Raw genomic sequence first — 24,291 nt, 5'->3', positions numbered from 1 at the left:
CCTCCTGTTGTTCGTAGAAATCTAGTCATTTATGAGATGGGCTTTAATCAACAAACGTCGAACCATGGCAGCCGTCTGAGCGCGAGTGATATTCGCGTTCGGTGAGAGCTTGTTGTCCGCGCCTTCGGCAATTCCTTGACTCACAGACGCAGCAATGGCTTGACGAGCCCAAGGCTGAATCTCGGCTTGATCGGTGAAAGCGGCGAGAAGTGCATTGATGGCTTGAGCGTCCTTAATTACGTCCAATTGAACGAGAGCGAGCGCCTGTTCGAGCATTTTCATTGCTTCTGCTCGCGTAATGAGTCCATTTGGTTGAAAGGTACCATCTTCATAGCCGCTGACTAGTTTATAGGAAACCGCAGTCGTCACCTGAGGCTCGAACCAATCGGAAGAGGTCACGTCGCTGAAAGAGACAGCTTGAGCCTCTTTAGGCGAGGAGAGACCGAGCGCGCGAAGCAGAATGGATGTGAATTCAGCCCGTGTAATGGCACGATCGGGGCTGAAGGCGTCCTTTGACGTACCTTGGACAATCAATCTTGAGGCCAGATCGCTTACATCGGTACGACTCCAGTGTGAAGTAACGTCTGTAAAGGTTTTTGGATTCCAGATTATGGAATATGTACTGTTTGTTAAGCTTTTGATATCGGCATAGTATTTATTGTCTTCCTTGTGAATTCTTGTCGGAACATGTGTCACAGTACCGTCGTTATGCAATACAATACCCGTTGTCATTTTCTTAGGGTCTACGCCATCCGGAAGCGCTAAGGAACGTTCCACATAATTATTAAATTGGTGGACTTGAACCTGCTTATCACCAAAGGTCGCTTCAACTTCGAAATTGACAGGCGATGTTACATTGTTGAATTGCTCTGTTTGGGCGAGAAGCTTGAGCTTATCGGATTGCTCGGCAGAGCCGTCTGCGATTATGACTCGAATTTTAATATCCTCCAGCGAAACATTGGAACCGATTTCATGTGAAATGTTATCGATTCGAATCTGAGCCGCAGGCAAGGTGTAGGTGGCGCGATCTGTCTGAATTTGAACAGAAGTGTCCTTTCCTTCCATGGCTTTGACAAGCTTACCGTTTAATTCGCCGATGACTACTTGCGATGTGTTGTCGCGGATCGGCAGCATCAACGTTTTAACCGTATTATTTTCAAGTTGTTGAATGACTTTGTCGTTGTCGACCGTAATCGATGTCGTTACACGGCCGTTAATTGTGGTTGTAGTGGCTGTAGCTGATTTTTCTTGCAGTTTACCGTCTATATAGACCTTCACGTCAATCGGTGGAGCTGTGCCAGAGCCGGAACTCGAAGGGGGATCACTTACACTAAATGTATTTTCGATTATCTGAGCTTCGGGCTTAAGTTGTTGGGGCTCCTTGTCAATAAAATGGCCGTCAGTGAATGAAAAGTTCTCTGTGCTCTTGGTATCGATGGCGAATGTCTTAGTGCCGGTTGAAGCTTTTGTAGTTCCGGAGATTTCAAAAAGTACTTGCTTACCCTTGATAGGATGCGGGTCTGTACTGCCAGTAGTCTGATCGATCCAAATGGCGCGAATCCAACCATTCTCATTATCGAAAGAAGCTTGGAAGCAGCCTTCTGTGTTCTCTGAACACGTTGTCAAATCGGAGCTCCCATATTTCGGGGTTACTGCTTGAATTTGAAACGCTGTTGGATCAAAATCGATTTGCATGTTGTAGGAAGCAATTTCTCCATTATTAGGCGTCGCTGTTACGGGGATTGTAAAGGCGCTGTTGGTTTCCGCACTTGCATTCCCAATAGTTAATTGCACCGTTGCTGCTTCAACTGGAGTGGCTAAAGCCCAAGCTGGAAATGCCGACACGCTCCCTACTGCCAGAAGAACAGCCATAGTTCCTTTCAAACGAATTTGTTGTAAATGTTTTTGCATCATCATACCTCCGTCTATCTATGTTGTTAAAAAGGGAAATCCTTTGCGTTAATTTACACACTTGTGCAATTAATTCCTTCAAATATCGACATAGAATCACTGGGAAATTGATGACAAGTAGTTCTTTTGAACTAATTATTCTTCTGGTGGATAGGTTTATAAGACTATATAATCAGCGAAAAACGGAGCATATGAAAGCATTTACGAGGAAAGTGAGTGAAGTCAGAGCGAGTCAGATAACAAAAAAAGCGATCGGCAAACAGCAGCATAATTGGGTTCGCATGAAGATTTTTAAAGCGGTATTCCATCCACTATGTTTGCTGTACACGTGTTCCTTTGTTGCACATAAAAATAAACGGCATAGGGCTTACCCCATGCCGTTTCAGATTCCACTTCTATTTCTATTCCTAACTCTAAACATAACTTAATAACATTGCCCAGCAGGGCAAGCCTTTTTGTGTCAAGCAAAGATCCTGTTAAATTTACTCAGAAGCTCACCGAACTTTTGCTGATCTTCCGCAGGCCAATCTCGCAGCAGTTCCGCAACGCGTTCATAGCGAGCCTGCTTGTTGGAGGCCAGTTCCGCGGCGCCGCTTTCCGTGATTTGCAGCGAGTAGGCGCGTCCATCTTGAGGATCGGGAATTCGGTAGACGTAGCCTTTTTGCTCCAGTGAAGCGGTCTGTCGGCTGATTGTCGAGATATCCAGCTGGAACTCCTCCGCCAAAGCTTTCACGCCCGACGAGCCGTTCGAAGAGATCTGATGGAGCAATAGATAAGCGGAACGGTCTAACGTGCCAATTTTTTTATTGGTCGTCGCAGCAAGGAATCGACGCATGAGGATGGCGAGTTCGAGCTCAATCGTTTCAGCGGGATGATCGATCTTTTCGGACATGGAGTACCTCGTTTATAATTTAGTAGATATGACTATGAATTCATCGTAACATACAAGGTTCATTTTGAATATGTTTCAGAATAGGGTACGAATTACAATTGAAGTTCCGTGTATATAGTTGTATAATACAAATATATAGTTGCATTATACATCTAGATACATCAGAAGGCAAATGATAGGGGGGGATCGTCATGAAAGCAAAAGAGATCATGGTTCGCCAAGTTTACAAAGTCAAAGAAAACGACCCTGTTAGCGATGTGATTGAGAAGTTTATCAAATACAGAATAAGCGGGCTTCCTGTTGTCAACGAACGGAATGAAGTGGTTGCGTATATTAGTGATGGAGATATTATGCGCTACATCGGCAAGCATGATGATCATGTATTCGGATCTTATATGTACACAGCTGTGATCAAAGGGGATGACGAAGAGTTTGATGAAAGAGTTCGCAGCTTGCTTCCAATGTGTGTCATGAGAATTGCTCAAAAGAAAGTGATTGCCGTAGATGCGGAAGAAGATATCGAGCAAATCGCAGCTATTTTGGGTAAAAAACGAATTAAAAAACTGCCGGTGGTCCATCGCGGCGTATTAGTAGGCATCATTAGCAGGGGAGACGTTATCCGGCATTCATTTCAAACCTTATTGTAAGCGTATACGTAATTGGAAAAAAGAAAAAAAGGATGTCCTGGCAGCCTCGAGAGGTTGGGGGCATCCTTTTTTTACGATATTAATAAGCTAGAGCGGACAGACCATTGATATGGGACAAGTAACGGATATTACTTGCTTCTTTCATCAAGGAAGCCGGTAAGCCTTTCAGCTGTGTGTTGTTTCCGCCGATTGTTCCGATCCCGTCTTTGCGGCCTAAGCTGCCAAGTGTTCCGGAGAATACTGGAACGAATTTGTCCATTGCTCCACCTTTGACTTGAACGGAAAGGTTGTAACCAACCGTTTCGCCCATTTGCCATGCAAGTTGTGCAGTTGGAGGGTATGGTCTTTCGCCACCTTCAGGGAATACAACCGCGCAGTCGCCTGCAAGGAAGATGTCCGAGTGGGAAGTGGATTGAAGCGTCGAAGTGACAGTCGCACGACCGCGGTCTTCTGCGATTCCGCAGCTGCCGACAACCGGGTTACCTTTCACACCACCGGTCCAAATAATCGTGTTCGACTCAATGGTTTGTCCACTTTTCAGTGATACCGTGTTTTTGGTAGCTTCAGTAATTGCAACGCCAGTCAAGAATGTGACGCCACGTTTCTCAAGGCTTGTCACCGCGCGCTCGATCAGCACTTTAGGGAATACTGGCAGAATAGCAGGACCTGCTTCTACGCAATAGATGGAGACATCGCTGAAATCGATGCCTTTGCTGCGGCAAACTTCAGGCAGTTTATCAGCGAATTCGCCAACAAGCTCAACGCCTGTCAGACCGCCGCCGCCAACAACGATTGTTGCGTCAGCTTTGTTGCCGGATGCTTTGTAAGCATCCAGACGCGCTTCGACGTGCTCACGAATACGGTTAGCATCGGAAGCTGATTTGAGAACCATGCTGTTCTCTTCTAGTCCAGGAATGCCGAAGTAGTTCGTTTCGCTTCCAAGAGCAACGACCAGCGCATCGTAAGTATGTACTGCGCCACTAGTTGTAATGACTTTTTTATCATCTGGTTTGATTTCTTTAATCGTATCAACCACGACGTTTACTTGTTTGTTGCCGAGTAGTCTTTGCAAAGGAAGGGCAACGGCTTGCTCTTTAATCGTTCCGCCAGCAAGACGGTGTAATTCCGTAATAATTTGATGCGTAGGAAAACGGTTGATGATTGTTATGTTTGCTTCTGAAGCTGTCAGATGTTTACGCGCTGTTAATGCGGTCAAAAGGCCGCCATAACCGCCGCCAAGAATAAGTATTTGTTTAGCCATCGTTATCATCCCTAGTCCGTATTAGTTTTTACGTTCAGCAAGTACGTTCAAGAATGCTTGTGCAAAGCGAAGTGTTTTTTGCACTTCCGGGTCTTTCAGCATTTTTAGTATTCCAAATAGACCGATCGTTGCTCCTGCATCAGCTTGTGAGCGTTCGCCAGCTTCAATAGCCGCGGATGCAATGTCTTTTGCCTTTTCTTGTACCGGTTTAACAAACTCGCCAATACCATGGGCAAAATCGTTGATTAATACTTTGTCTGTAGCTACACTTTGCGCAAAATCATAAGCTTTGGTTAACACAGTCACCATTTCTGCCAATTTAGGCAGATTATCGACCAGAACAGTCAGAGATTGTTGCACCTCAGGCTTAAGCAATTGGTCGAGTACGTCTAACGATTTTGGTTCCGCAGCAGCCGTTGCTGCTACTTCTTGAACAGCAGATGTCTGTGACATATGAAAATCCTCCTTTGCGATGAAAAAAAATCGGGTACTGTCACAATGTGTACGGGTGAAACAATCGTTTCCCACATGGTTGTAACATTTTTCACATAAGAAAATGTCAAGCAACATCGCACAATTGGATATAAACCGTATTTAGGTATTGTACACCTAATGGACACAAAATTATAATTGAAAATATTTCAAATTTGTGAACATTGGATGAAAATGACGCACAAAACGACTGGACGTATTTGATGAGAATGATTATCATTGAGATTGGAATGAGAAGGACGGAAGGGAAGTTCAATTCACGATGATTAATGATAATTTATGGAATCAAATGGGAGATATCAGCTTCAATCTGCATCAACTTCTGCGTAAACGATATCCAGTGGGTAAACATGTTAGACGCAGGTTCACTACGCACTATCACCTCTTGCAGATTGAGGAGGGCCGCGGTACTTTATGGATAAATGGCACGGAATCTGAGGCTGTTCCCGGCTCGTTATTCTTGCTGCATCCCATGAGTCTGGTGGAAGCCGTTGTTGGCGAGAAGCAGCCCCTTCAATTTATGATGCAATCATTTACATACAAATGGAAAAACGCTGCGGGTACCGAGATTTTTGCGGATGAAGGTTTAATTGCCTTTAACGACTCAGCTATGGTATCGCGTGGATTTGAACAGCTCCACGAGCTAAGTAGAGGGTCAAATCCATTGCTGCCTTGGAAGAGGCAAATCGTTTTTCAAGAGCTGTTATACACGATCGTTGCGGATCAACAAAGGGACAAGCAGCAGGGCGGTACCCGATTTGCCATTGAGAAGGCGAAAGACTTCATGGATGCCTACTATCACGAGGACATTTCACTTAGCCTATTGGCCCAGCGCCATGGTATCAGTCCGAGCAATTTTGCTGGTATTTTTAAAAAGCATATCGGTGTACGTCCGATCGAATATTTGACACGACTGCGCATGGAACACGCCAAAACATGGTTGAGATCACAACAAAGCCTCAAAATGGCAGCTTCTAAAGTAGGATTTCATGATGAGCTCTATTTTAGCCGGACATTTAAAAAAGTTATAGGCGTTTCACCGACCATCTATATGAAGAATCATGTGAATGCAAGAATTATGACGGTGTTTCCGCTGTTAAATGATTATTTGCTAGCGCTCGAGCTTAAGCCCTTCGCAACGCTCTCGTATGCAGGCAACGATCAAATCCGCGGGCTGCTGCCGCATATCGCAGATGAGCTAGTGGAGACGAAGATCGTCGGCCGATGGGATCGACCCGATCGGGAATCTGTGCTTCGTGCCGATCCAGAGCTGATTCTTGGCGTCAATTGGGCAAGCTTGACCACAGACAGCTACCGCAATGTCGCTCCGACGATTACGCTCTTTAATAAGGATAATTGGCGTGATACCTTGCTTGAATTGGCAAACCTTTTCGGGAAAAAAGAGCAATATGCGGGATGGTTGAAACAATATGACCTTAAAGCTGCGGAAGCCAGGTCACGTTTAAGAGCCTCATTTGGCCAGGAACAAACAGTTATGGTGTTAGTTGATGCAGGCAAGGAATGGCGCGTGTATGGGGGGAAACGGCAGCTTGGAGATATTTTGTACAAAGATTTGAAGCTGAATCCGCCTACAGGCATCAAGCCACTCAGTCACTACACGGTAATCTCAGAGGCTGACTTGGAACGAATGAATCCCGATCATATTTTCCTTACCACTTGTAACTCGAATTCCGATGCTCAATTAACGGAGCAGTTAAGGAGCGGCTCAACATGGAAAGCCCTGGATGCTGTCAAAAATGGCCGATTGCTTGAGCTGCCAAGCTGATTCAATAGTCATGCTCCGATCCAGCATAGTTTAGCAATCGATATGGCGGTTAATTCTTTGCTGCCGTCTTAGTGAAGCAATTCGTGGTAAATGAAATTTGTCCATACGTTTAAAAGATTTTGTCCATTGAACGGGATGGTGGTTTCGCTTACGATTACCTTGATGATAATGATTATCAATTTCATGATTTTGAGGTGGTCAGTAATGAAACAGCCGTATATAAAAGAAGAGGCAGGTCCAGGCGCTGTTGCATGGACGGTTCGTTCGCGCAGGACGATACGGGCTTTTACAGATGAACGCGTCACCGAAGAGTTGGTTATGGCTCTTTTGAACGATGCCGTTTGGGCTCCAAATCACGGTCTCCGGGAGCCATGGCGATTTCTTTTTGTCCCATCGGAGCAGAAAGAAGCCTTCATCGAGCATTTGATGCCAGGGTTTGCCGTAGACCAGCATGAGAAAATGCGAAAGTATCTCCATGCGCAAGGGTCAGCTTTCTTAATCGTTATCATGCCGGAAGATCCGCGTCCGAAACAATGGGAAGAAGATCTGATGGCGTCAGCGGCGCTCATTCAAAATTTCCAACTGCTTGCTTGGGAACGCAATCTTGATGTCGTTTGGAAAACGAATGACCATAACTGGAATCCAGCCGTTAGGAACCTGTTAGGCGTGCAACCGGGTGAGAAAATAACGGGCATGCTGCACCTTGGATTTTTTGAGGAAGATCAGATTCCTGAACCTAAGAAACCGCGTACGCTTGCCGAACAGAAAACGCGAATATTTGGAAAGACAACTAGAGAGGGAAGCGTGAAATGATGAATCAACTGGTGCGCAAATCCACGCCTATATTGGCTTTGATGCTTACTGCTACTTTACTTATGACCGCTTGCGGCAAGCCGCAATCATCAACATCTGGCAGTCCTGCTGCCACTCCGGCACAAGAACCTGTAAAATCGCGTACGATCAAACATTTTGCCGGCGAGACCGTGATTACTGGAAAGCCTCAAAAAATAGCTGCTCTTAACCCATGGTTGATCGATCTCTTGTTGGCTCTTGGCGTGAAGCCGAGCTCCGCCGTTCCTGCTGGTCCGGATACGAAAGATTTCTCGTGGTATTTGAAAGATAAGATGGCGGGCGTAACGAATATCGGCTGGCAATCGGAAACGAATTTTGAGTCGATTCTATCAGCTGCTCCTGATCTTATTCTTGCGAATGACGGGATGGGAAAAGGATTCGATCAATTAAGCAAAATTGCGCCTACCGTTGTTTTGAAGCCTGAGGAAACAGACGGAGCCAAGGATTGGCGTAAAACGTTTACCGTCTTAGCCGGGGTGCTCGAAAAAGACGAAGAAGCGAAAAAGGCGATAGCCGCTTATGATGAAAAAGCGAAACAAGCCAAAGAGAAGATTGCCTCCGTCATTGGAAACGAGTCCGTTATGTTCCTCCGTGTAACTTCAAAGGAACTTCGCTATTACGGGGCAAAAAATTATGATATCCTGTACAAGGATCTCGGTCTGAAAGCGCCGCCGTTGTTCCCGGATAACAAGGCGACTTTCGCCCCGCTTTCCATGGAAAAGCTGCCTGAAATTAATCCAGACCACATTCTGATCCTCAACGAGAGCAATGAGAAGCTCGATGAACTGAAGAAAACGGCTATATGGAGCCAGTTAAAAGCCGTACAGAAAAACCAAGTGCATCCCGTCGATTACGACTTATGGTTCCAAGGCTTTGGACCGACGGCCTATTCCCTTATGATTGATGAAACTGTGAAAATGCTGACAACGAAACAATAATGGCATACCTGTATAAAAACGGCATTCGGTCCTTTGGATCTGATGTCGTTTTTTGCTCATCTTGGGAAGGATTCTTTAAGAAAAATATTGAAATACTACACAAGTACACCACAAAGTAACAGCAGTGGTATTCGTATGTACATAGCACTTAGCGGGGAAGGAGACATAAACTTGCACGTTTTTATTATCATTCTGAGCTTACTGGTTCTAATCGGCGTATCCAATGTCGTGAACCGCTTTGTTCCATTTATTCCGGTTCCCTTGATTCAAATTGCCTTGGGAGCCGTTCTGGTGATCTTACCGATAGGTGTTCACTTGGAGCTGGAACCGGAATTGTTTTTTCTGTTGTTCATTGCCCCGTTGTTGTATCACGATGGCAAGCATACGCCCAGAGACGAGTTGTGGAAATTGCGCGCGCCGATCCTGCTTCTCGCGGTGGGCCTCGTTTTCATAACGGTATGTGTCGTAGGTTATGTTGTTCACTGGCTGATTCCTTCCATTCCTCTGGCGGCGGCGTTCGGATTAGCGGCGATTCTCTCGCCTACGGATGCCGTAGCCGTCAGTGCTTTAGCCGGCCGCATTCATTTGCCGAGAAGCTTGATGCGGCTCCTTGAGGGAGAAGCCTTGATGAACGATGCATCCGGCCTCGTCGCCTTCAAGTTCGCTATCGCCGCGGCAGTTACCGGTGTGTTTTCGTTCCCCAAAGCAAGTTTTAGCTTTATCGTTATCTCCATTGGAGGTTTAGTGGTTGGAGCGCTAGTCGCCTTTTTAATTATCGGACTTCGCCAACTGCTGCGCCGTGCAGGTCTTGAGGATGAGACGATGCATATGCTGCTGCAAATATTGACGCCTTTTATGCTCTATTTAATTGCCGAGGAGTTAGGCGTATCGGGCATTCTGGCAGCGGTAGCAGGCGGATTGGTGCATGCGATCGAAAATGAGCGATTGGCGTTTACGATGCCGAATCTTCGAACTGTTTCTAACTCAACATGGTCTGTTATTTTGTTTGTGCTGAACGGCTTGGTTTTCGTTCTTCTGGGCTTGCAAATCCCAGGTGTATCCAGGACGATTCTCAAAGATCCTCATTTCGATAATTTCAAAGTGATTGGTTATGCCTTACTCATCTTTGTTTTACTGTTGGTCTTGCGTTTTGTTTGGACGTTTATTTTTGCAAGAGGAGGGCGCTGGTTCGGGAATAAGAATCAAGAGGTGCCAAGCTTGCGGATGCTGACGTTAACGGCGATTTCGGGTGTACGTGGGGCGATCACATTGGCAGGTGCTTTCTCCATACCGCTTATTCTGCAAAATGGCGATCCGTTTCCGGAAAGGGACCTTATCCTCTTCCTTGCCTCTTCGATCATTTTGTTCTCTCTTCTGACCGCAAGCATTGTGCTGCCGCTAATCGCGAAGAAGAAAAATACGGATGGCAATGCGGAACAGGAAAGATTGGAGCGTGAGTGGCAGCTGGAGGTTATGGCTGCGGCCATTCGAGCGCTGCAGAATACTAGCAACGAGAAGAATGAGGTTGCAGTAGGTACCGTAATTGGCGATTACAAATTAATGATGCAGCAGCTTGGTCAAAAGGACGGTAACTTGAAACGTCTGCCGCGATTCCAACAAGAAGAAGCCGAGATGCGGCTGCTGGCACTGGATATTGAACGCAAGGTTGTGAATGAGCGTCTGGAAAGCGGACAAGTGAGCCGTGAACAGGCTAATTATTATTTGAACATGCTGGAACAAATAGAAATGATTTTAGCCAATAAACTCGATTTAGGCAAAGTGCTGGTTAAGAACATCTGGCGCCGCTTGAAACTTCTATTTACGTTCTTCGCGCGGCCGCGCCTTGCTTCTAATATCGTAGAGCCTGATATGTCAGAGATTCGGACATTGAAAATGCAATGCAGCCAAGCTGTCGTCGAGGAATTCTCCAAGCGCTGCGCTTATCAAAGCGATGATGCAACAGAGGGCGTGCTGGACTATTATCAGCAGATGGTGGACAGACTCCGCAGGTTCGCATTCGGCTCAAGGCGCAAAGATACTTCCTTCATTGATAGCCGTCGTGAACTGCATTGGATCGCTATACAGGCCGAGCGCGATGCCGTGCAATGGTACTATGAGCGGGGAGATATCACACGCGATATGGCCTCCTTGCTGCGGCGAATCATTCGGAACAGAGAAGCATCGCTGTATGAGCTCGAAGGAATTGGCTAAATTCCGTGATTTTATTTTTACTTTTTGAATGAAAATAGGTTATTATGTTAAATGAGATAAAAATAGAAAGTGGGAACAAACGTGGGCCGTAAGTGGAATAACATTAAAGAAAAGAAAGCCTCAAAAGACGCTAACACAAGTAGAATTTATGCGAAATTCGGACTTGAAATTTATGTAGCTGCACGCAAGGGAGAACCGGATCCTGAAGCGAATCGCGCATTGAAAGTTGTTCTCGAGCGGGCCAAAACGTACAATGTACCGAAAGCGATTATCGATCGCGCTATTGATAAAGCAAAAGGCAGCTCGGATGAAATTTATGAAGAGCTTCGCTATGAAGGTTTTGGGCCAAATGGGTCGATGATCATTGTGGACGCGCTCACGAATAACGTAAACCGTACGGCGCCAGCGGTTCGTTCGGCTTTTAATAAAAATGGCGGGAATATGGGCGTAAGCGGTTCTGTCGCTTACATGTTTGACGCGACAGCGGTTATCGGCCTGGAAGGCAAAAGCATGGATGAAGTCATGGAAGTTTTGCTTGAGGCGGATGTTGACGTTCGCGACATCGTGGAAGAAGATGAAATGGTCATGGTCTATGCAGACCCGGAGCAGTTCCACGCTGTTCAAGAAGCTTTCAAACAGGCTGGCATCAGCGAGTTTGCTATTGCAGAGTTGACGATGCTGGCTCAAAACAATGTCACGTTGTCGGATGAAGGACAAGTCCAATTCGATAAATTGATCGAAGCTTTAGAAGATCTAGAAGATGTTCAGCAAGTTTATCATAACGTGGAATAATTCATATAGTGACTTAAGATCCGCGCGACTAGCGCGGGTCTTTTTTTGCAGGCTATTTTTATCATATTGCGATGTTCTTCATATTTGGGTGTTTGGTGCAACATGGGTGACGTATGCATGACTCGCAAACTAGACATATGCTTAGCCCTATAGAATACGCTTAGATTATGGACATCCATATCAACGGTTCTGCCAGGAGGGGAAAAAGTGTCTAAACATCCGGAAAGATGGCGTTTGCTAGAAGATGGTATCCAATGGAACATACCGCAAGACCATGCAGATGCTCACGAAGATCATTTTGAAATGAGCGGCAAGAAAGTGTCCGTTATTGTCAGCTACGGTGTGAACCAAGAAGGAAAGCTGAAGCTGTCCCGCAAAGTAGTCTGGCCTACTCTTAGGACGATTCCTAACGATACGCACGGCAGCTTGATCCATGATTTTGAGCTGGAATCGATGCCGGCTATATGGATAAATGGGAAGCCGAATAGGAATGAGAGGCCGATATGCTTTCAATTCAATGGCTTGCTGTATATGCGAAGTAAAGCGGATGAGGGGATATGGATAGAGAGAACTCTTTTTCCTTCAACGAGTATGAAAAGTGTGTATGAAAAAATCGTGATGACGAATTCATCAGATCAAGCTGTTTCTATTAACATAAGTTCCTCTTTGTCGCGAAAATCCGTAAAAGGCGTATCCGGCATTTATTTGATTGAAGTTTCGCACGATGCTGCCAGTGAGTACCGGCTTGGCCCGCAGGAATCTTGTCAATTCAGTTTTCGCATAAGCGCAAGGCATTTGCAAGAAAAGGATATAAGGATAGATGTTCGTCAGGAAAAGGAACTGAGATTCAATTTGATCAGGCAAATGAATCAACATTTACGCTTAGAAACGCCGGATCCGGTTCTCAATCAAATGTTTGCATTTGCGAAATTAAGAGCCGCGGAAAGCATTTTTGAGACGAAAAATGGGCCCATGCATGGACCAGGCGGCGGACGTTATTATGCGGCGATCTGGACCAATGACCAAGTGGAATATGCCGGTCCCTTTTTCCCCTATTTGGGATATGCACTTGGAAATGAAGCAACACGTAATGCGCTGCGGTTATATACGGCTTTCATGGGACCGGACTATCAACCGATTCCAAGCTCCATCATTGCGGAAGGCAGTGATATTTGGGAAGGAGCGGGAGACCGTGGCGATGCGGCGATGTATGCTTACGGAGCGGCGCTTTTTGCGCTTAGTTCAGGAGATCGGGCTGTCGCAGCTGAACTATGGCCAGCTATTATTTGGTGTTTAACCTATTCTGAAAAGCAAAGAAATAAGGATGGCGTTATTGCATCGGACTCCGACGAGTTGGAGGGGCGCTTTCCAAGTGGTTCGGCGAATCTATCGACCTCTTGTTTGGTATATGCCGCGTTTGTTTACGCTTCGCGTTTAGCTCTAGAACTTGGCGATGGGGCAATTGCCAAACAATACGTTTCCAGCGCTCAAGCGCTGTATGAGGCTATTGAAAGATATTTCGGTGCTGTAGTGGAAGGTTATGACACGTACCGATATTACGACGGGAATGATCTCTTACGTTCATGGATTTGTTCGCCGTTAGTTATGGGCATAGAGGAGCGTAAATCCGGAACGATTCAGGCTTTGTTATCCCCACGGCTATGGTCAGAAGACGGTTTGGTCACACAAGCGGGAGACACCACATTTTGGGACCGATCCACGCTATATGCCTTACGGGGGTTATTTGTCGTAGGGGCAACGGAGGAGGCGATCTCCTATTTGCTTTCCTATTCGCGGCGGAGACTATTAGGAAATCATGTTCCTTATGCGGTTGAGGCTTATCCGGAAGGCAATCAGAGGCATCTATCCGCGGAAAGCGCGTTATTTGGCCGCATTATTACCGAGGGCATGTTTGGGCTTCAGCCTACAGGTTTAAGCAGCTTTATTTGTAAGCCCAGATTGCCCGATGCTTGGGACCAAATGGCGCTTCGGTCTGTTCATCTATGTGGGCGAGAGATGGATTTGATTGTGACTCGACAGGGTGGAGGGATAGAGCTGATTGTCTCGGATCAGGATGGCTTCGTTAAATTTGAAGGGGCGGTAGGGACAGCATTTGAAGTTAAAAAATAGGATGTATGAGGAAGGATCACAGTTCCGCTCCTTTCGTTCAAGGATTAAAAAACCGTCTCCAAAGTCGCACAGACGACGTTGGAGACGGCTTTTTAGTGTCTTAAAGGATGGAATCGGCGGCGCCGAACGAACAATTTTGTTAAAGCTTTTAAGAATAAAAGGGATATTGACTTTTTCTTTGGTGAGGGGTGCCGCATGGAACGCGGCGTTAAATCAGTAGGGGAGAGTACCAAGCTAAGCTCATGCTTGACTTCCGTTGTTCGCACGGGTTCGATGAGAACGGTCATCTCCGCGCTGCTTGCGATTTGGGCTTTGCTTTCCATCAGGATATCCAATCTGCGCTCATATTCAGCAATCCGATTCGAGAGGATCACATTTTCTTGTTTTAACTTTTTAATAAGTTCATAGAGCAGTTTCATGGATAGTTTCGGCTTCTCAGACACGTTCGTTTCTTGATTATCGCAAATAGGAGACAGCAGCAACAATAGTTCTTCATCACTGATCACTTTATGTGCCACGAGTGGTCCTCCTTATTATTCATAGTATTAATTATAGATTAATAGAGGGCAGATAAAATGTCGCTCGAAACTCGTTGTCGGATTGTAGGCATTAATGATGAACAATGTTTCCGAAAGAATGAGTCAAAATACTGGAAATTTATCTAAATAAACGGAATTTCATCTAAATACAAATCCGCCATCGGACGGCATAATGTAGGAAAACTACTTGGAGGACCTGCATCAAGATGACAAAATTTAGTAGAACGATCCTTGATCCAGAAGAGCGAGATCGATTGGCGGTTGAACAAGCGGTAGCGAGTTGGTGGCCTGCTTCGTTAGTTAACAAAGAAGAGCGGATTTCCTGGTGGCGCGAAGCTCGGTATGGCTGTTTCATCCATTGGGGGGCATATTCGGTAACCGGGGGAAGATGGAAAGGCCAGCCCTCGCGAGGTTATGCGGAACACCTCATGAGAGCTCAGAAGATCAGCCTTGATGAATACAAAAAGGAGTGCATCGAGAAGTTTAATCCGCAACAATTTGATGCGGAAGCTTGGGTACAGCTGTTTAAAGCAGCTGGCATGCGGTATGTCGTCATAACGGCTAAGCATCATGACGGCTTTGCGATCTATCCGTCGGATGCCTATCCATTCGATATACGGATGACCCCATTCCAGCGAGATCCGCTGCAAGAGCTTAAGGATGCTTGCAAACGGCATGGCCTGCGGTTTGGATTTTATTATTCGCATGCCTTCGATTGGGAGCACCCGGACGCCCCGGGCAACGATTGGGAATATGCGAATCCGGGAGGCGACCTCCGTCTATTCGAAGGAAAGGGCAAGCTGTGGTTCAACGAACACCCGGAGCTTGTACCCAAAGTAGCGGACCATTATGTGACCCAGAAATCGATCCCGCAAATTGTCGAGTTAATTAACAACTATGAGCCGGATATTTTGTGGTTCGATACCCCTCATAAATTGCCGCTTTCGGAAAATTTAAGAATTCTGAAAGCGATTCGTGAGGCCGACGACCGCATTGTCGTTAATGGGCGTCTTGCTCATGGATACGGTTTTGACACTTTCTCTGATTATGTGAATACGGCAGATCGCGCATTGGAGATTTTTCCGTGTGAAGGTGACTGGGAAACGATTCCCACGACCAATGAATCTTATGGCTATTCAGCTGATGATCATTCACACAAGACAGCAGATGTCTTCCTTCAATTGTTGGCGAAGTCAGCTGCGCGAGGCGGCAATGTACTCATGAATCTGGGGCCAATGGGCGACGGTCTCATCGATGAAAAGGATCGTTCGATTCTGCAAGGAATCGGATCTTGGTTGGCAGTGAACGGGGTGAGCATCTATGGTACCCAGAAAACGCCGCTTGCCGTCCAGAGTTGGGGAGAGTCTACGAGGAGAGGCAATCAGCTATATCTTCACGTCTTTGATTGGCCACAGGACGGGAAATTGGTACTAGGCGGTTTGAAAAGCCATATCAAGAAAGCTTGGCTGCTGGCTGAAGAAGCGGCTAATGATCTGGTTGCCCACAGAATGAATTACTACGACTGGGAGATCCATGTACCAGTGCAGGCACACAGCAAGTATCACCGAGTTGTGGTGATCGAAGTGGATGGGGAACCCGCTGTACATCCCGGACGGTTGATAAGCAGCAGTCAGACAACGACGCTAAGAGCTTTTGATGCGGAAACCAGCAAAGGTATTGGTTACGGGGATGGCAAGAAGGGCAACGATTATATCTACAAATGGACAAGTATCCACCAATTCGTCAAGTGGCGTGTGAGATTCAATCATCCAGGTGTCTATAAACTGGTGATCCGCATGAGCGCACCTGGACCTGCCTACGGGGGGAGCTATGTGTTATGCCTTGGTGAGCAGCGGATTCCTGGTCAGATTGCACCGCTGGAGACAGCTGCTTCATTGCAGATTGAGCACGAAGTGACAATTACTGCAGGAGAGCATGACATCCTGATGATGCCAGTCTCCATCGAAGGGAATGAGCTCATGAGGCTTCATGCCATTACATTCATTCCGTTGTCGACGAAGCAAGAACAGAAAGAATCCTATGTTGAGGTTGATACAACGGATGTTGGGAATTAGCACTGCCTCAGCTAGCTAGTTTAATTTCTTTTTGGCATAGGTACGTTCACCACCTTCGTCTGCTTCCTTAATTCGGAGGGAGGAAGGCCGAAGTATTTGGAAAACTGCAGCGAAAAATAATGAACCGAGGAGAATCCCAGATCTTCCGCAATCGATGTGATCGAGCGTTTACTTTCATGGATCGTCGCGTAGGCTCGCTGCATTTTAATCCGAAAGAAGCACTCTTTTGGCGTCAATCCGGTCATTTTCTTAAACATGCTGTAGAATTGGGATTTCTTTAATTGGCAAAGCTCAAGCCACTGCTCATAGGGCGGATTCATCCCGGGGTACTGTTCCATGAGATCGATGATCTTTTGAATCCGGTAATCAGGGATGTTGTCCGACAGATTTAAATTGACGAGCTGCAAAATCCAACTGTAAAGCAGGCTGTTTACGATCTCAGCTTTAAATTGAATGTCCAATCGATTCATGCGAACGATCTGAATAAAGGTTTGAATGAGTTCTGGATACCGGGTGAGCTGTGTAATACCTGTTAATTGCTCCAACTCTTGGCATGGTCTGCTTTCTGTCATAAGACCGGGTTCGAAATCGAGCTGAGGATCGAAATACAGATGCTGAATCGTTTTTTTTATCGTGAAAAAATCGCAATACATATCATAAGAAGAAATCGGCTGAGATTCATTCATGTGGAAAGTATGCTTAAGGCCGGGAGGAATGAAGACGAGCGTGCCCTTCTTTAAAGGATAACTTCTGCCGTTCATCTGCACGGAGCCAGACCCTTTATAAATCAAATGAAAAGCAAAGCAGTAACCAAATCTGTTTTTCTCTTTGACTCTGCCGGAATAAGCATGATAATGAGCTGCCCGAATGGATGGCTCAATCGAGACGATAGAAGTTAATTCTGCCATTGGTTAACACCTCTAGTCTGCGAAAAACGCATGTATGCTGCCATTTTACGCATTTTTCTTAGGATAAACCGCTTACTATACGCTGTCAATTACGTCTATCACTTTTAAAATTATAGGAGGATTTATATGTCTATTCAAACTAAAAGCTTGTACGACAGATTGCAACCAGCACCGAAGAACGGAGGATTTCGGATGGAAGGATATTGGGTGTGGTGCGGGTCCGTGATAAAAGGCGAGGATGGACGCTTTCATATGTTTGCATCAAGGTGGCCCAAACATCTGCCGATGCATCCAGGCTGGCTTGTTCACTCGGAGGTTGTTCGAGCGGTCTCCGACACGCCGGAAGGGCCTTATGCGTTCGAGGAGATTGTGCTTCCCGCACGCGGAGCTGAATATTGGGATGGGCGCAGCACGCACAACCCACATATTACAAAACACGGGGATACCTATGTGCTGTATTATATGGGCTCAACAAACCCTCTGGCTGATGTACTACCAGGCGAAGAATTTGGGCTTACAGACCCACGATGTATTGTTGCTCGTGCAAATAAGCGTATAGGCATTGCGTCTTCTAAGAGTGTGTTCGGTCCTTGGGAGCGGAGGGACGCGCCGATATTACCGACAAGACCGGGGCATTTTGACTCCTTCCTGACTTCCAATCCTGCACCATGTATTCATGAGGACGGTTCCGTCATGCTTATTTATAAAGCACGTCAATACGAAGGAAATGTACATGGGAACATGATGATCGGTGCGGCGCGCGCTGACCATTTCGAGGGTCCCTATCGCGTAATCAGTGAAGATCCCGTATTTCCGCCAGCAAAATTCCATCTCGAAGATCCGTTTATTTGGCACACGGGTGAGCGATATGAGCTTATCGCCAAAGATATGGACGGTCGCATATGCGGGGAGATGCATGCAGGAATTCAGGCTCACTCCATAGACGGATTAACCTGGCATGTAGCTGACAATCCTAAAGCCTATTCCAGGAAGGTTCGATGGGATGACGGTACGGAATCGGTCATGGGCAGTTTCGAGCGACCTTTCATTCTTTTCCAAGATGGAAAACCAACGCATTTGTTTGCAGCAACAGCCGATGGAACAGGCGGATTCACCAAAGCTTCTCATACATGGAACATGGTGGTGCCGATTGCCTCGGAATAACGATCAAGCTATCATGAATGAACTAGCCGGTCTCTGATCATCAGAGGCTGGCTTCTTTATTTTCATAAACGGCTAAGACATATCTATTGCATTAAGACAATATAGTTGAATATAACAAATTTGGGGAGGCCGTGAGATATGGGGGCAGCTGCAATAAAAGGATGGACAACTATGCTAGCCGGAGTCATGTTATTGGGGGGCTTAGCGGGGTGCAGCGGAAGCGGAAATACGAGCACTACGCCTGCGCCTGGCGGAAATACGCCGGCTTCTTCTGACGCTCCGAAAAGTACGGAGCCTGCTGCTAAACAAGTGACGCTCCAGATGATCGAAAGTTTAACGAGCCCGGAGCGCACGAAGCTGCTTCAAGATGCGATTGGACGGTTTCAGAAGGACAATCCGAATATCAAGGTTGAGCTTATTTCGCCGCCTTTCGACCAGGCAGACAATAAGATCAGGACGATGCTGGCTGCTAAGCAAGACCTTGATATTCTAGAGGTCAGGGACTTGAACATAGCCGAATATGTTAATAATGGCTACCTTGAGCCCTTGGATTCCTATGCATCAAGCTGGGCGGATAGTAAAACACTTTCCGGTACGTCCAAGGTTGTAGGCTCCACAAGCGGCAAACTTTACTTTATCGCCAATGCGCTGTATCAAAGACAAATGTTTTACCGCAAAGACTGGTTTGAAACCAAAGGTTTAGCGGTGCCGAAAACGTGGGATGAGCTGGTGGATGCGGCTAAAAAATTGACTGATCCGAAGCAAAATCGGTACGGCTTCTCCTTCCGGGGTGGACCGGGAGCAAATGGTAATTTTGACCATATGATTTATGATTACAATGACAAAGTCATGAATCTTGACAATGCGCCATTTACGAAGGATGGCAAGACGATCTATGGGACTCCTGAAGCCAAACAAGCGCTAGAATTGTATAAAAAGCTTTACAAAGAGGCATCGCCGCCGGACTCCATCAACTGGGGCTTCCAAGACCAGGTGCAAGCGTTTACGTCAGGCGTAACCGGTATTTTGCTGCAGGATCCTGACGTTATTAAAGTTCTTCAGGACAAAATGGACCCCAAAACCCTTGAGACGGCAGCTATGCCTCTGGGACCTAACGGCAAATCATTGGTTAGCACAGGAGCAGCAGGATGGGGGATAACCGCAAATTCCAAATATAAGAATGAAGCATGGAAACTGATCTCCTACCTCTCAAGTCCGAAAGAAAATACGGAATTCTCCAAACAAATCGGCACGATTCCGATCCATACGTCAGCGACGGCGGATACGTTCTTCCAAACTGGGCCGTATAAAACGCTCCTGGATATGACCGCAAAAGCGGATACTTTTATTAGCTATACGCCGCCTTTCAAATATCCGGGCAATGGCAGCTGGGGAGAGCTGAGCATGAAAGGGCAGCAATCCTATTTGCTGGATAAAAAATCCGCTGACGATCTTTTGAAGGAATGGGATAAATTTTGGCTGGATCAGCAGGCAGGTATGAAAAAATAAGAAATAAAGCAGCAAGCGGCGGGCGCTCATCGCCTGCCGCTGCTGTCTTACCGGGGAGGTGTTCGACGTGAGTGCTCGGCAAAAATTCATACTCTCCAGCTTGCTGCCCGCACTGCTGCTAGTCGCTATTTTTACCTATTACCCCTTTCTCAAGGGGGTTGTTATGGCCTTTCAGGATTACAAGCTATTCAATCTGAAGCAGGTGCATTTTGTCGGCATGCAAAACTTTGTTGATGCGTTCCGCGATCATCAATTTCTTGCAGCGCTGAAAAATAGCTTGTATTGGGTGTTCTTTTCGTTAATTTTTCAATTCCTTCTGGGGTTCATCCTGGCGCTGTTTTTAAATAAGAAATTTTGGGGACGAGGCGTCTATCAGGGATTTATTTTTTATCCATGGGCATTATCCGGCTTTCTCATTGGTCTTATTTGGAAATGGTTATTTAACTCGCAAATCGGCGTCGTTAATGACCTCTTGCTGCGGCTAGGCCTTATTGAAGACCGAATTGGTTTCTTGTCGGATCCCAAGTGGGCGATGTCCTCTGTGATTATTGCCAATGTATGGTACGGCATCGCCTTCTTCACGATCATGTTGTTAGCTGCGCTGCAATCTATTCCTTCGGAGCTCTACGAGGCGGCGAGTATTGACGGTGCCAACAGCTACCGCAAGCTGCTTGATGTGACGATTCCGTATATTATGCCAACTATAATCGCTACGACGCTGCTGCGGGTTATCTGGATATTTAACGATCCAACGCTTATTTATGGCATGACGAATGGGGGGCCGGGAGGCGCCACACACATTCTGTCTTCCTTAATGCTTAACAAAATCATCTATGACGGAGACTATGGCGCAGCTTCGGCTGTTGGCGTCATCATGATTGTGATGCTGTTTTTGTACACTGTATTTTACCTGATGGTCACGAAGTCTGAGAAGGTAGGTGACTTTTGATGAAACGTAAATTCTGGTATCGGCTCATGAAAGTTGTCTTTCTCTCTTTTTACTTCGTCTTGATGGTGTTTCCCTTATATTGGATCGTCATAACTTCCTTGAAACCACAGAAGGAAATCTTCAGTTATCCGATCCATTATTGGCCTGAGCAATTCACCTTCCAAAATTACATTAACATTTTCAAAGTGTCCAAGTTCAACGTGTATATCGCCAATAGCTTGCTTGTCTCCATTACTTCTGCACTTATTGTTATCGTGATTGCGATATGCAGCGCTTATGTGTTGGCGCGATTCCGGTTTCGGGGGCATAGGCAAATTATGCTCGGTTTCTTCATTACGCAGATGCTGCCAGGTTTCATTTCATTGGCTCCACTTTATATGATGATGTCAAATATGCATTTGCTGAATCAACGCATCTCACTGGTTTTAATGTACACGGTCATTCTCATTCCTTTTTCCACGATTATGCTGCGGGGGTTCTTTCAACGGATTCCTTCTAATTTGGAGGAAGCGGCGATGATTGATGGTTGTTCCCAACTGTCTGCGTTAATGCGAGTCATTATTCCGATTATGATGCCGGGAATCTCCTCCATGTTCATCTTCGCTTTCGTGCAGAATTGGAATGAGCTTTTCTTGGCTGTTATGTTCATTGATAATGAATCGCTGAAAACACTGCCGGTAGCAATGAATTCGTTTATTCTGAAATTTAATGTCGATTGGGGTTCCATGTCCGCTGGAACCGTGTTATCTGTACTTCCTACTATTCTGTTGTTCGCTCTCGCACAGCGATTTATCGTGGAGGGACTGACCCAAGGGGCGGTGAAAGGCTGATGACAATTAATGAAAAAAAATTCTCGATCGTTGCGCATGACGAACATGATGACCACCATCACGGCTCCATTAATGTTCCGATTTACCAGACAAGTTTATTTTCGTTCGATACGTATGAACAATTTAATTTGGCAAGAGTGAATGAGCAAGAAAATTTCGTGTATTCAAGAGGGAATAATCCAACTGTGCGATTCCTGGAAGACAAGCTTGCCCAGTTGGAGCAGGGGGAAAGGGCAAAATGCTTTGCATCCGGAATGGCGGCCATTTCGGCAGCGATTATGTCGATCGTAGGGTCGGGCGATCATGTGATTTGTTCGCATCAAGCCTACGGTCCGACAAGAGAATTTCTAGGCAATTATCTGCAAAAATTCGGCGTTGAAACCACTTTTGTCGATGGCAGCGCCCTGGATGATTGGAAAAACGCCGTAAGGCCAAATACAAAATTGCTGTATTTGGAGAGTCCGACGAGTATGTTTTTTCAGCTGCAGGACATCCGCGGTTGTACGGACTTGGCGGCCTCCATTGGAGCGGAAACGATTCTCGACAACTCCTGGGCGACGCCTTGTTTCCAAAATCCGCTCACACTGGGGGTCGGTCTCGTCGTCCATTCCATAACGAAGTATATTTCCGGTCATAGCGATTGCTTAGGGGGCGTCGTCGTTGGTTCCAAACGGTTGATGGACCCGTTAATGTCTACCGAATACATGTTATTCGGCGGCGTCATGACCCCACAAACAGCGGGATTGGTAACCCGTGGGCTCCGAACACTGCCATTAAGGATGCAGCGTCATGAATCAAGCGGGCTTAAAGTTGCTGAATACATGAGCAGACAGCGTTATGTCGCGAAAATCAATCATCCCGGATTGCCGAATCATCCTCAGTATGAACTGGCAAAAACACAGATGACTGGCACCGGCAGCTTATTTTCATTCGAATCTCGGGAATCCGTCGACAAGCTCAGAGCCTGGGCGGATCATATGCACTTTTTCCGGATTGGAGCCAGCTGGGGTGGATTCGAAAGTTTAATCAATGTGAATCCCTTACATGCATTGAATGCTAAGGATCCGCAAGTAGGCACCCTTGTTCGATTGTACATCGGTACTGAGGACCCTGAAGATTTAATTCAAGATTTGGATCAAGCCTGGCGATGTGTCGAACAGAGCCCTTCTGAGGAGGAGCTATATGAGCAGAATCCGGGAATCAACCAAAAGGGATGAGCGACAGCCGCTTTATTTGCAAATTCAAGAGCATTTTAAACAGGTAATCCTCTCCGGAGAACTGGAGGTAAATAGCAAATTCCCGACGGAAAAGGAACTGATGGAGCAATTCAAGGTTAGCCGAATGACGGTATCCAATGCGCTAACGCAGCTCGCGAAAGATGGATGGATCTACCGCATACCGGGGAGAGGCAGCTTTGTTAGTTCGGAGTATGAAGGGAATTCGTTGGGTAAAATTTCAGACGACAACTCCAAGTTCCATCCATCAGCTAATGGCAAGCATTCAGAGTTAGGCCGACATGCTTCTACTTGCAAAATGATCGGGTTAGTTCTTCCTTTTTTGGAAGATTTCTTTGCCATTCGACTGATCAGGGGAATCCAGACCGCTCTGGAAAACACCGGTTACTACTTATCCATCGTCCTTTCGCATAATCGTCAGGAGCGGGAGAAGGAAGCGATTCAGGAGTTGATTCATCATGGGGCGGCGGGGCTTATCATTTTTCCGATTGATGCAGAAACGTATAATGAAGAAATTTTGATCTTGAAAATGAACAGATTCCCGTTCGTACTCGTGGATCGTTTCCTGCCAGGCTTTGAAACGCATTGTGTCTGCTCGGATAATATGGTGAGCGCACAGTTGGCCGTCAATCATCTATGGGAGCTGGGGCATCGAGATATTGCCATATGCTCTGATATTTCGCTTGGCACTATGACCGTTGACGAACGGATACGGGGGTATATGGAAGCGTTGAAACAAAAAGGCTCGATGATTAATCCAGCGCTGATTCTTACTGATTTTCAGGTAAACGATACAAATTCGAATGAAAAGCATCCGCTATATCTGTTCATGAAAAATCGCACGGCAACCGCATACATTACATTGAACATGAAGTTGGGCTTATTTATGGCTGGACTTGTCAAACATTTCGGGATGAAAGTCCCGAATGATTTATCTCTTATTACCTATGACAATCCATATTCTGAGCTAACGGATGACCGTATGTTCACTCATATTGACCAGCACGAGCAGGAAATCGGTTCGAAATCGGTTGAATTACTGCTTCAACAGTTAGGTAACAAAGATAAGATGAATGAGCCTATGAAATGGATCGTAAAATCAGCTTTAGTAAAAGGGGAATCCACAGGCCGGTTAACAGCGAATGTCTAAGTGCGGAGAATGATAAGGAG

At 46.2% G+C, this 24,291-nt stretch carries 20 protein-coding genes; 14 read left to right on the top strand and 6 right to left on the bottom strand.

What is annotated here, in order from left to right; all coding sequences use genetic code 11:
* Positions 1–21: 21 nt before the first annotated feature.
* Together AC3WTJ_RS06080 and AC3WTJ_RS06075 are read right to left on the bottom strand one after the other, a co-directional pair.
* Positions 22–1,911: an S-layer homology domain-containing protein gene (locus AC3WTJ_RS06080; RefSeq protein WP_492521073.1), complete on the bottom strand. Its 1,890-nt coding sequence runs from the start codon at positions 1,909–1,911 to the stop codon at positions 22–24.
* A gap of 460 nt (positions 1,912–2,371) precedes the next feature.
* Positions 2,372–2,803, bottom strand: coding sequence for a MarR family winged helix-turn-helix transcriptional regulator (locus AC3WTJ_RS06075; protein ID WP_127454151.1), 432 nt, complete (start codon positions 2,801–2,803; stop codon positions 2,372–2,374).
* Between the two features lie 191 nt (positions 2,804–2,994).
* On the opposite strand from AC3WTJ_RS06075, the gene AC3WTJ_RS06070 reads away from it, so the two are divergent.
* Positions 2,995–3,450, top strand: coding sequence for a CBS domain-containing protein (locus tag AC3WTJ_RS06070; RefSeq protein ID WP_492521072.1), 456 nt, complete (start codon positions 2,995–2,997; stop codon positions 3,448–3,450).
* 79 nt (positions 3,451–3,529) lie between these two features.
* On the opposite strand, the gene AC3WTJ_RS06065 is transcribed toward AC3WTJ_RS06070, so the two are convergent.
* Both AC3WTJ_RS06065 and AC3WTJ_RS06060 read right to left on the bottom strand, forming a co-directional pair.
* Positions 3,530–4,711, bottom strand: coding sequence for an NAD(P)/FAD-dependent oxidoreductase (locus tag AC3WTJ_RS06065; protein WP_492521071.1), 1,182 nt, complete (start codon positions 4,709–4,711; stop codon positions 3,530–3,532).
* A gap of 21 nt (positions 4,712–4,732) precedes the next feature.
* The gene (locus AC3WTJ_RS06060; RefSeq protein WP_127454156.1) at positions 4,733–5,164 is read right to left on the bottom strand and encodes a helical membrane plugin domain-containing protein; all 432 of its coding nucleotides are present in this window, start codon (positions 5,162–5,164) and stop codon (positions 4,733–4,735) included.
* A 301-nt stretch (positions 5,165–5,465) separates the two neighbouring features.
* Between AC3WTJ_RS06060 and AC3WTJ_RS06055 the strand changes: the two genes are divergently transcribed.
* From AC3WTJ_RS06055 to AC3WTJ_RS06030, 6 genes are all read left to right on the top strand, one after another.
* The gene (locus AC3WTJ_RS06055; RefSeq protein WP_492521070.1) at positions 5,466–6,989 is read left to right on the top strand and encodes a helix-turn-helix domain-containing protein; all 1,524 of its coding nucleotides are present in this window, start codon (positions 5,466–5,468) and stop codon (positions 6,987–6,989) included.
* Between the two features lie 204 nt (positions 6,990–7,193).
* On the top strand, positions 7,194–7,802 hold the full coding sequence (locus AC3WTJ_RS06050; protein WP_492521069.1) for a nitroreductase family protein: 609 nt from the start codon (positions 7,194–7,196) through the stop codon (positions 7,800–7,802).
* On the top strand, positions 7,799–8,779 hold the full coding sequence (locus AC3WTJ_RS06045) for an ABC transporter substrate-binding protein (RefSeq protein ID WP_492521068.1): 981 nt from the start codon (positions 7,799–7,801) through the stop codon (positions 8,777–8,779). The genes AC3WTJ_RS06050 and AC3WTJ_RS06045 overlap by 4 nt, the downstream gene beginning before the upstream one ends.
* Positions 8,780–8,950: 171 nt before the next feature.
* Positions 8,951–10,990, top strand: a complete 2,040-nt coding sequence (locus AC3WTJ_RS06040) for a Na+/H+ antiporter (protein ID WP_492521067.1) — start codon at positions 8,951–8,953, stop codon at positions 10,988–10,990.
* 81 nt (positions 10,991–11,071) lie between these two features.
* Positions 11,072–11,782 (top strand): YebC/PmpR family DNA-binding transcriptional regulator, encoded by a 711-nt coding sequence (locus tag AC3WTJ_RS06035; RefSeq protein WP_315949964.1) that lies wholly within the window; start codon positions 11,072–11,074, stop codon positions 11,780–11,782.
* 207 nt (positions 11,783–11,989) lie between these two features.
* Entirely contained in the window at positions 11,990–13,912 is a 1,923-nt protein-coding gene (locus tag AC3WTJ_RS06030; protein ID WP_492521066.1) for a glucosidase family protein, read from the top strand.
* A gap of 92 nt (positions 13,913–14,004) precedes the next feature.
* Here AC3WTJ_RS06030 and AC3WTJ_RS06025 read toward each other — a convergent pair whose 3' ends face one another.
* The gene (locus AC3WTJ_RS06025; protein WP_492521065.1) at positions 14,005–14,430 is read right to left on the bottom strand and encodes a hypothetical protein; all 426 of its coding nucleotides are present in this window, start codon (positions 14,428–14,430) and stop codon (positions 14,005–14,007) included.
* Positions 14,431–14,657: 227 nt separating this feature from the next.
* On the opposite strand from AC3WTJ_RS06025, the gene AC3WTJ_RS06020 reads away from it, so the two are divergent.
* Complete coding sequence (locus AC3WTJ_RS06020; protein ID WP_492521064.1) at positions 14,658–16,526, top strand: alpha-L-fucosidase; 1,869 nt, start codon at positions 14,658–14,660, stop codon at positions 16,524–16,526.
* 20 nt (positions 16,527–16,546) lie between these two features.
* Here the strand turns inward: AC3WTJ_RS06020 and AC3WTJ_RS06015 are convergent, their stop codons facing one another.
* Positions 16,547–17,434, bottom strand: coding sequence for an AraC family transcriptional regulator (locus AC3WTJ_RS06015; protein ID WP_492521063.1), 888 nt, complete (start codon positions 17,432–17,434; stop codon positions 16,547–16,549).
* Positions 17,435–17,560: 126 nt separating this feature from the next.
* Between AC3WTJ_RS06015 and AC3WTJ_RS06010 the strand changes: the two genes are divergently transcribed.
* The 6 genes from AC3WTJ_RS06010 (at position 17,561) to AC3WTJ_RS05985 (ending at position 24,271) form a co-directional block, all read left to right on the top strand.
* The gene (locus AC3WTJ_RS06010) at positions 17,561–18,598 is read left to right on the top strand and encodes a glycoside hydrolase family protein (RefSeq protein ID WP_492521062.1); all 1,038 of its coding nucleotides are present in this window, start codon (positions 17,561–17,563) and stop codon (positions 18,596–18,598) included.
* Between the two features lie 138 nt (positions 18,599–18,736).
* Positions 18,737–20,107, top strand: coding sequence for an ABC transporter substrate-binding protein (locus tag AC3WTJ_RS06005; RefSeq protein ID WP_492521061.1), 1,371 nt, complete (start codon positions 18,737–18,739; stop codon positions 20,105–20,107).
* Positions 20,108–20,174: 67 nt separating this feature from the next.
* Positions 20,175–21,056, top strand: coding sequence for a carbohydrate ABC transporter permease (locus AC3WTJ_RS06000; RefSeq protein ID WP_492521060.1), 882 nt, complete (start codon positions 20,175–20,177; stop codon positions 21,054–21,056).
* Positions 21,056–21,886 carry a carbohydrate ABC transporter permease gene (locus AC3WTJ_RS05995; RefSeq protein WP_407872589.1) on the top strand — a complete coding sequence of 277 codons (831 nt, stop codon included), beginning with the start codon at positions 21,056–21,058 and terminating at the stop codon, positions 21,884–21,886. Before AC3WTJ_RS06000 ends, AC3WTJ_RS05995 begins: the two co-directional genes overlap by 1 nt.
* The gene (locus tag AC3WTJ_RS05990) at positions 21,886–23,103 is read left to right on the top strand and encodes a trans-sulfuration enzyme family protein (protein ID WP_492521059.1); all 1,218 of its coding nucleotides are present in this window, start codon (positions 21,886–21,888) and stop codon (positions 23,101–23,103) included. Before AC3WTJ_RS05995 ends, AC3WTJ_RS05990 begins: the two co-directional genes overlap by 1 nt.
* Positions 23,069–24,271 carry a GntR family transcriptional regulator gene (locus AC3WTJ_RS05985; protein ID WP_492521058.1) on the top strand — a complete coding sequence of 401 codons (1,203 nt, stop codon included), beginning with the start codon at positions 23,069–23,071 and terminating at the stop codon, positions 24,269–24,271. The genes AC3WTJ_RS05990 and AC3WTJ_RS05985 overlap by 35 nt, the downstream gene beginning before the upstream one ends.
* Positions 24,272–24,291 lie beyond the last annotated feature (20 nt).

This window comes from Paenibacillus sp. FW101-FHT12H11 (genome assembly GCF_058790355.1).
Note: the sequence above shows the minus strand (reverse complement) of the source record. Positions and strands in the feature narration are given on the sequence as shown.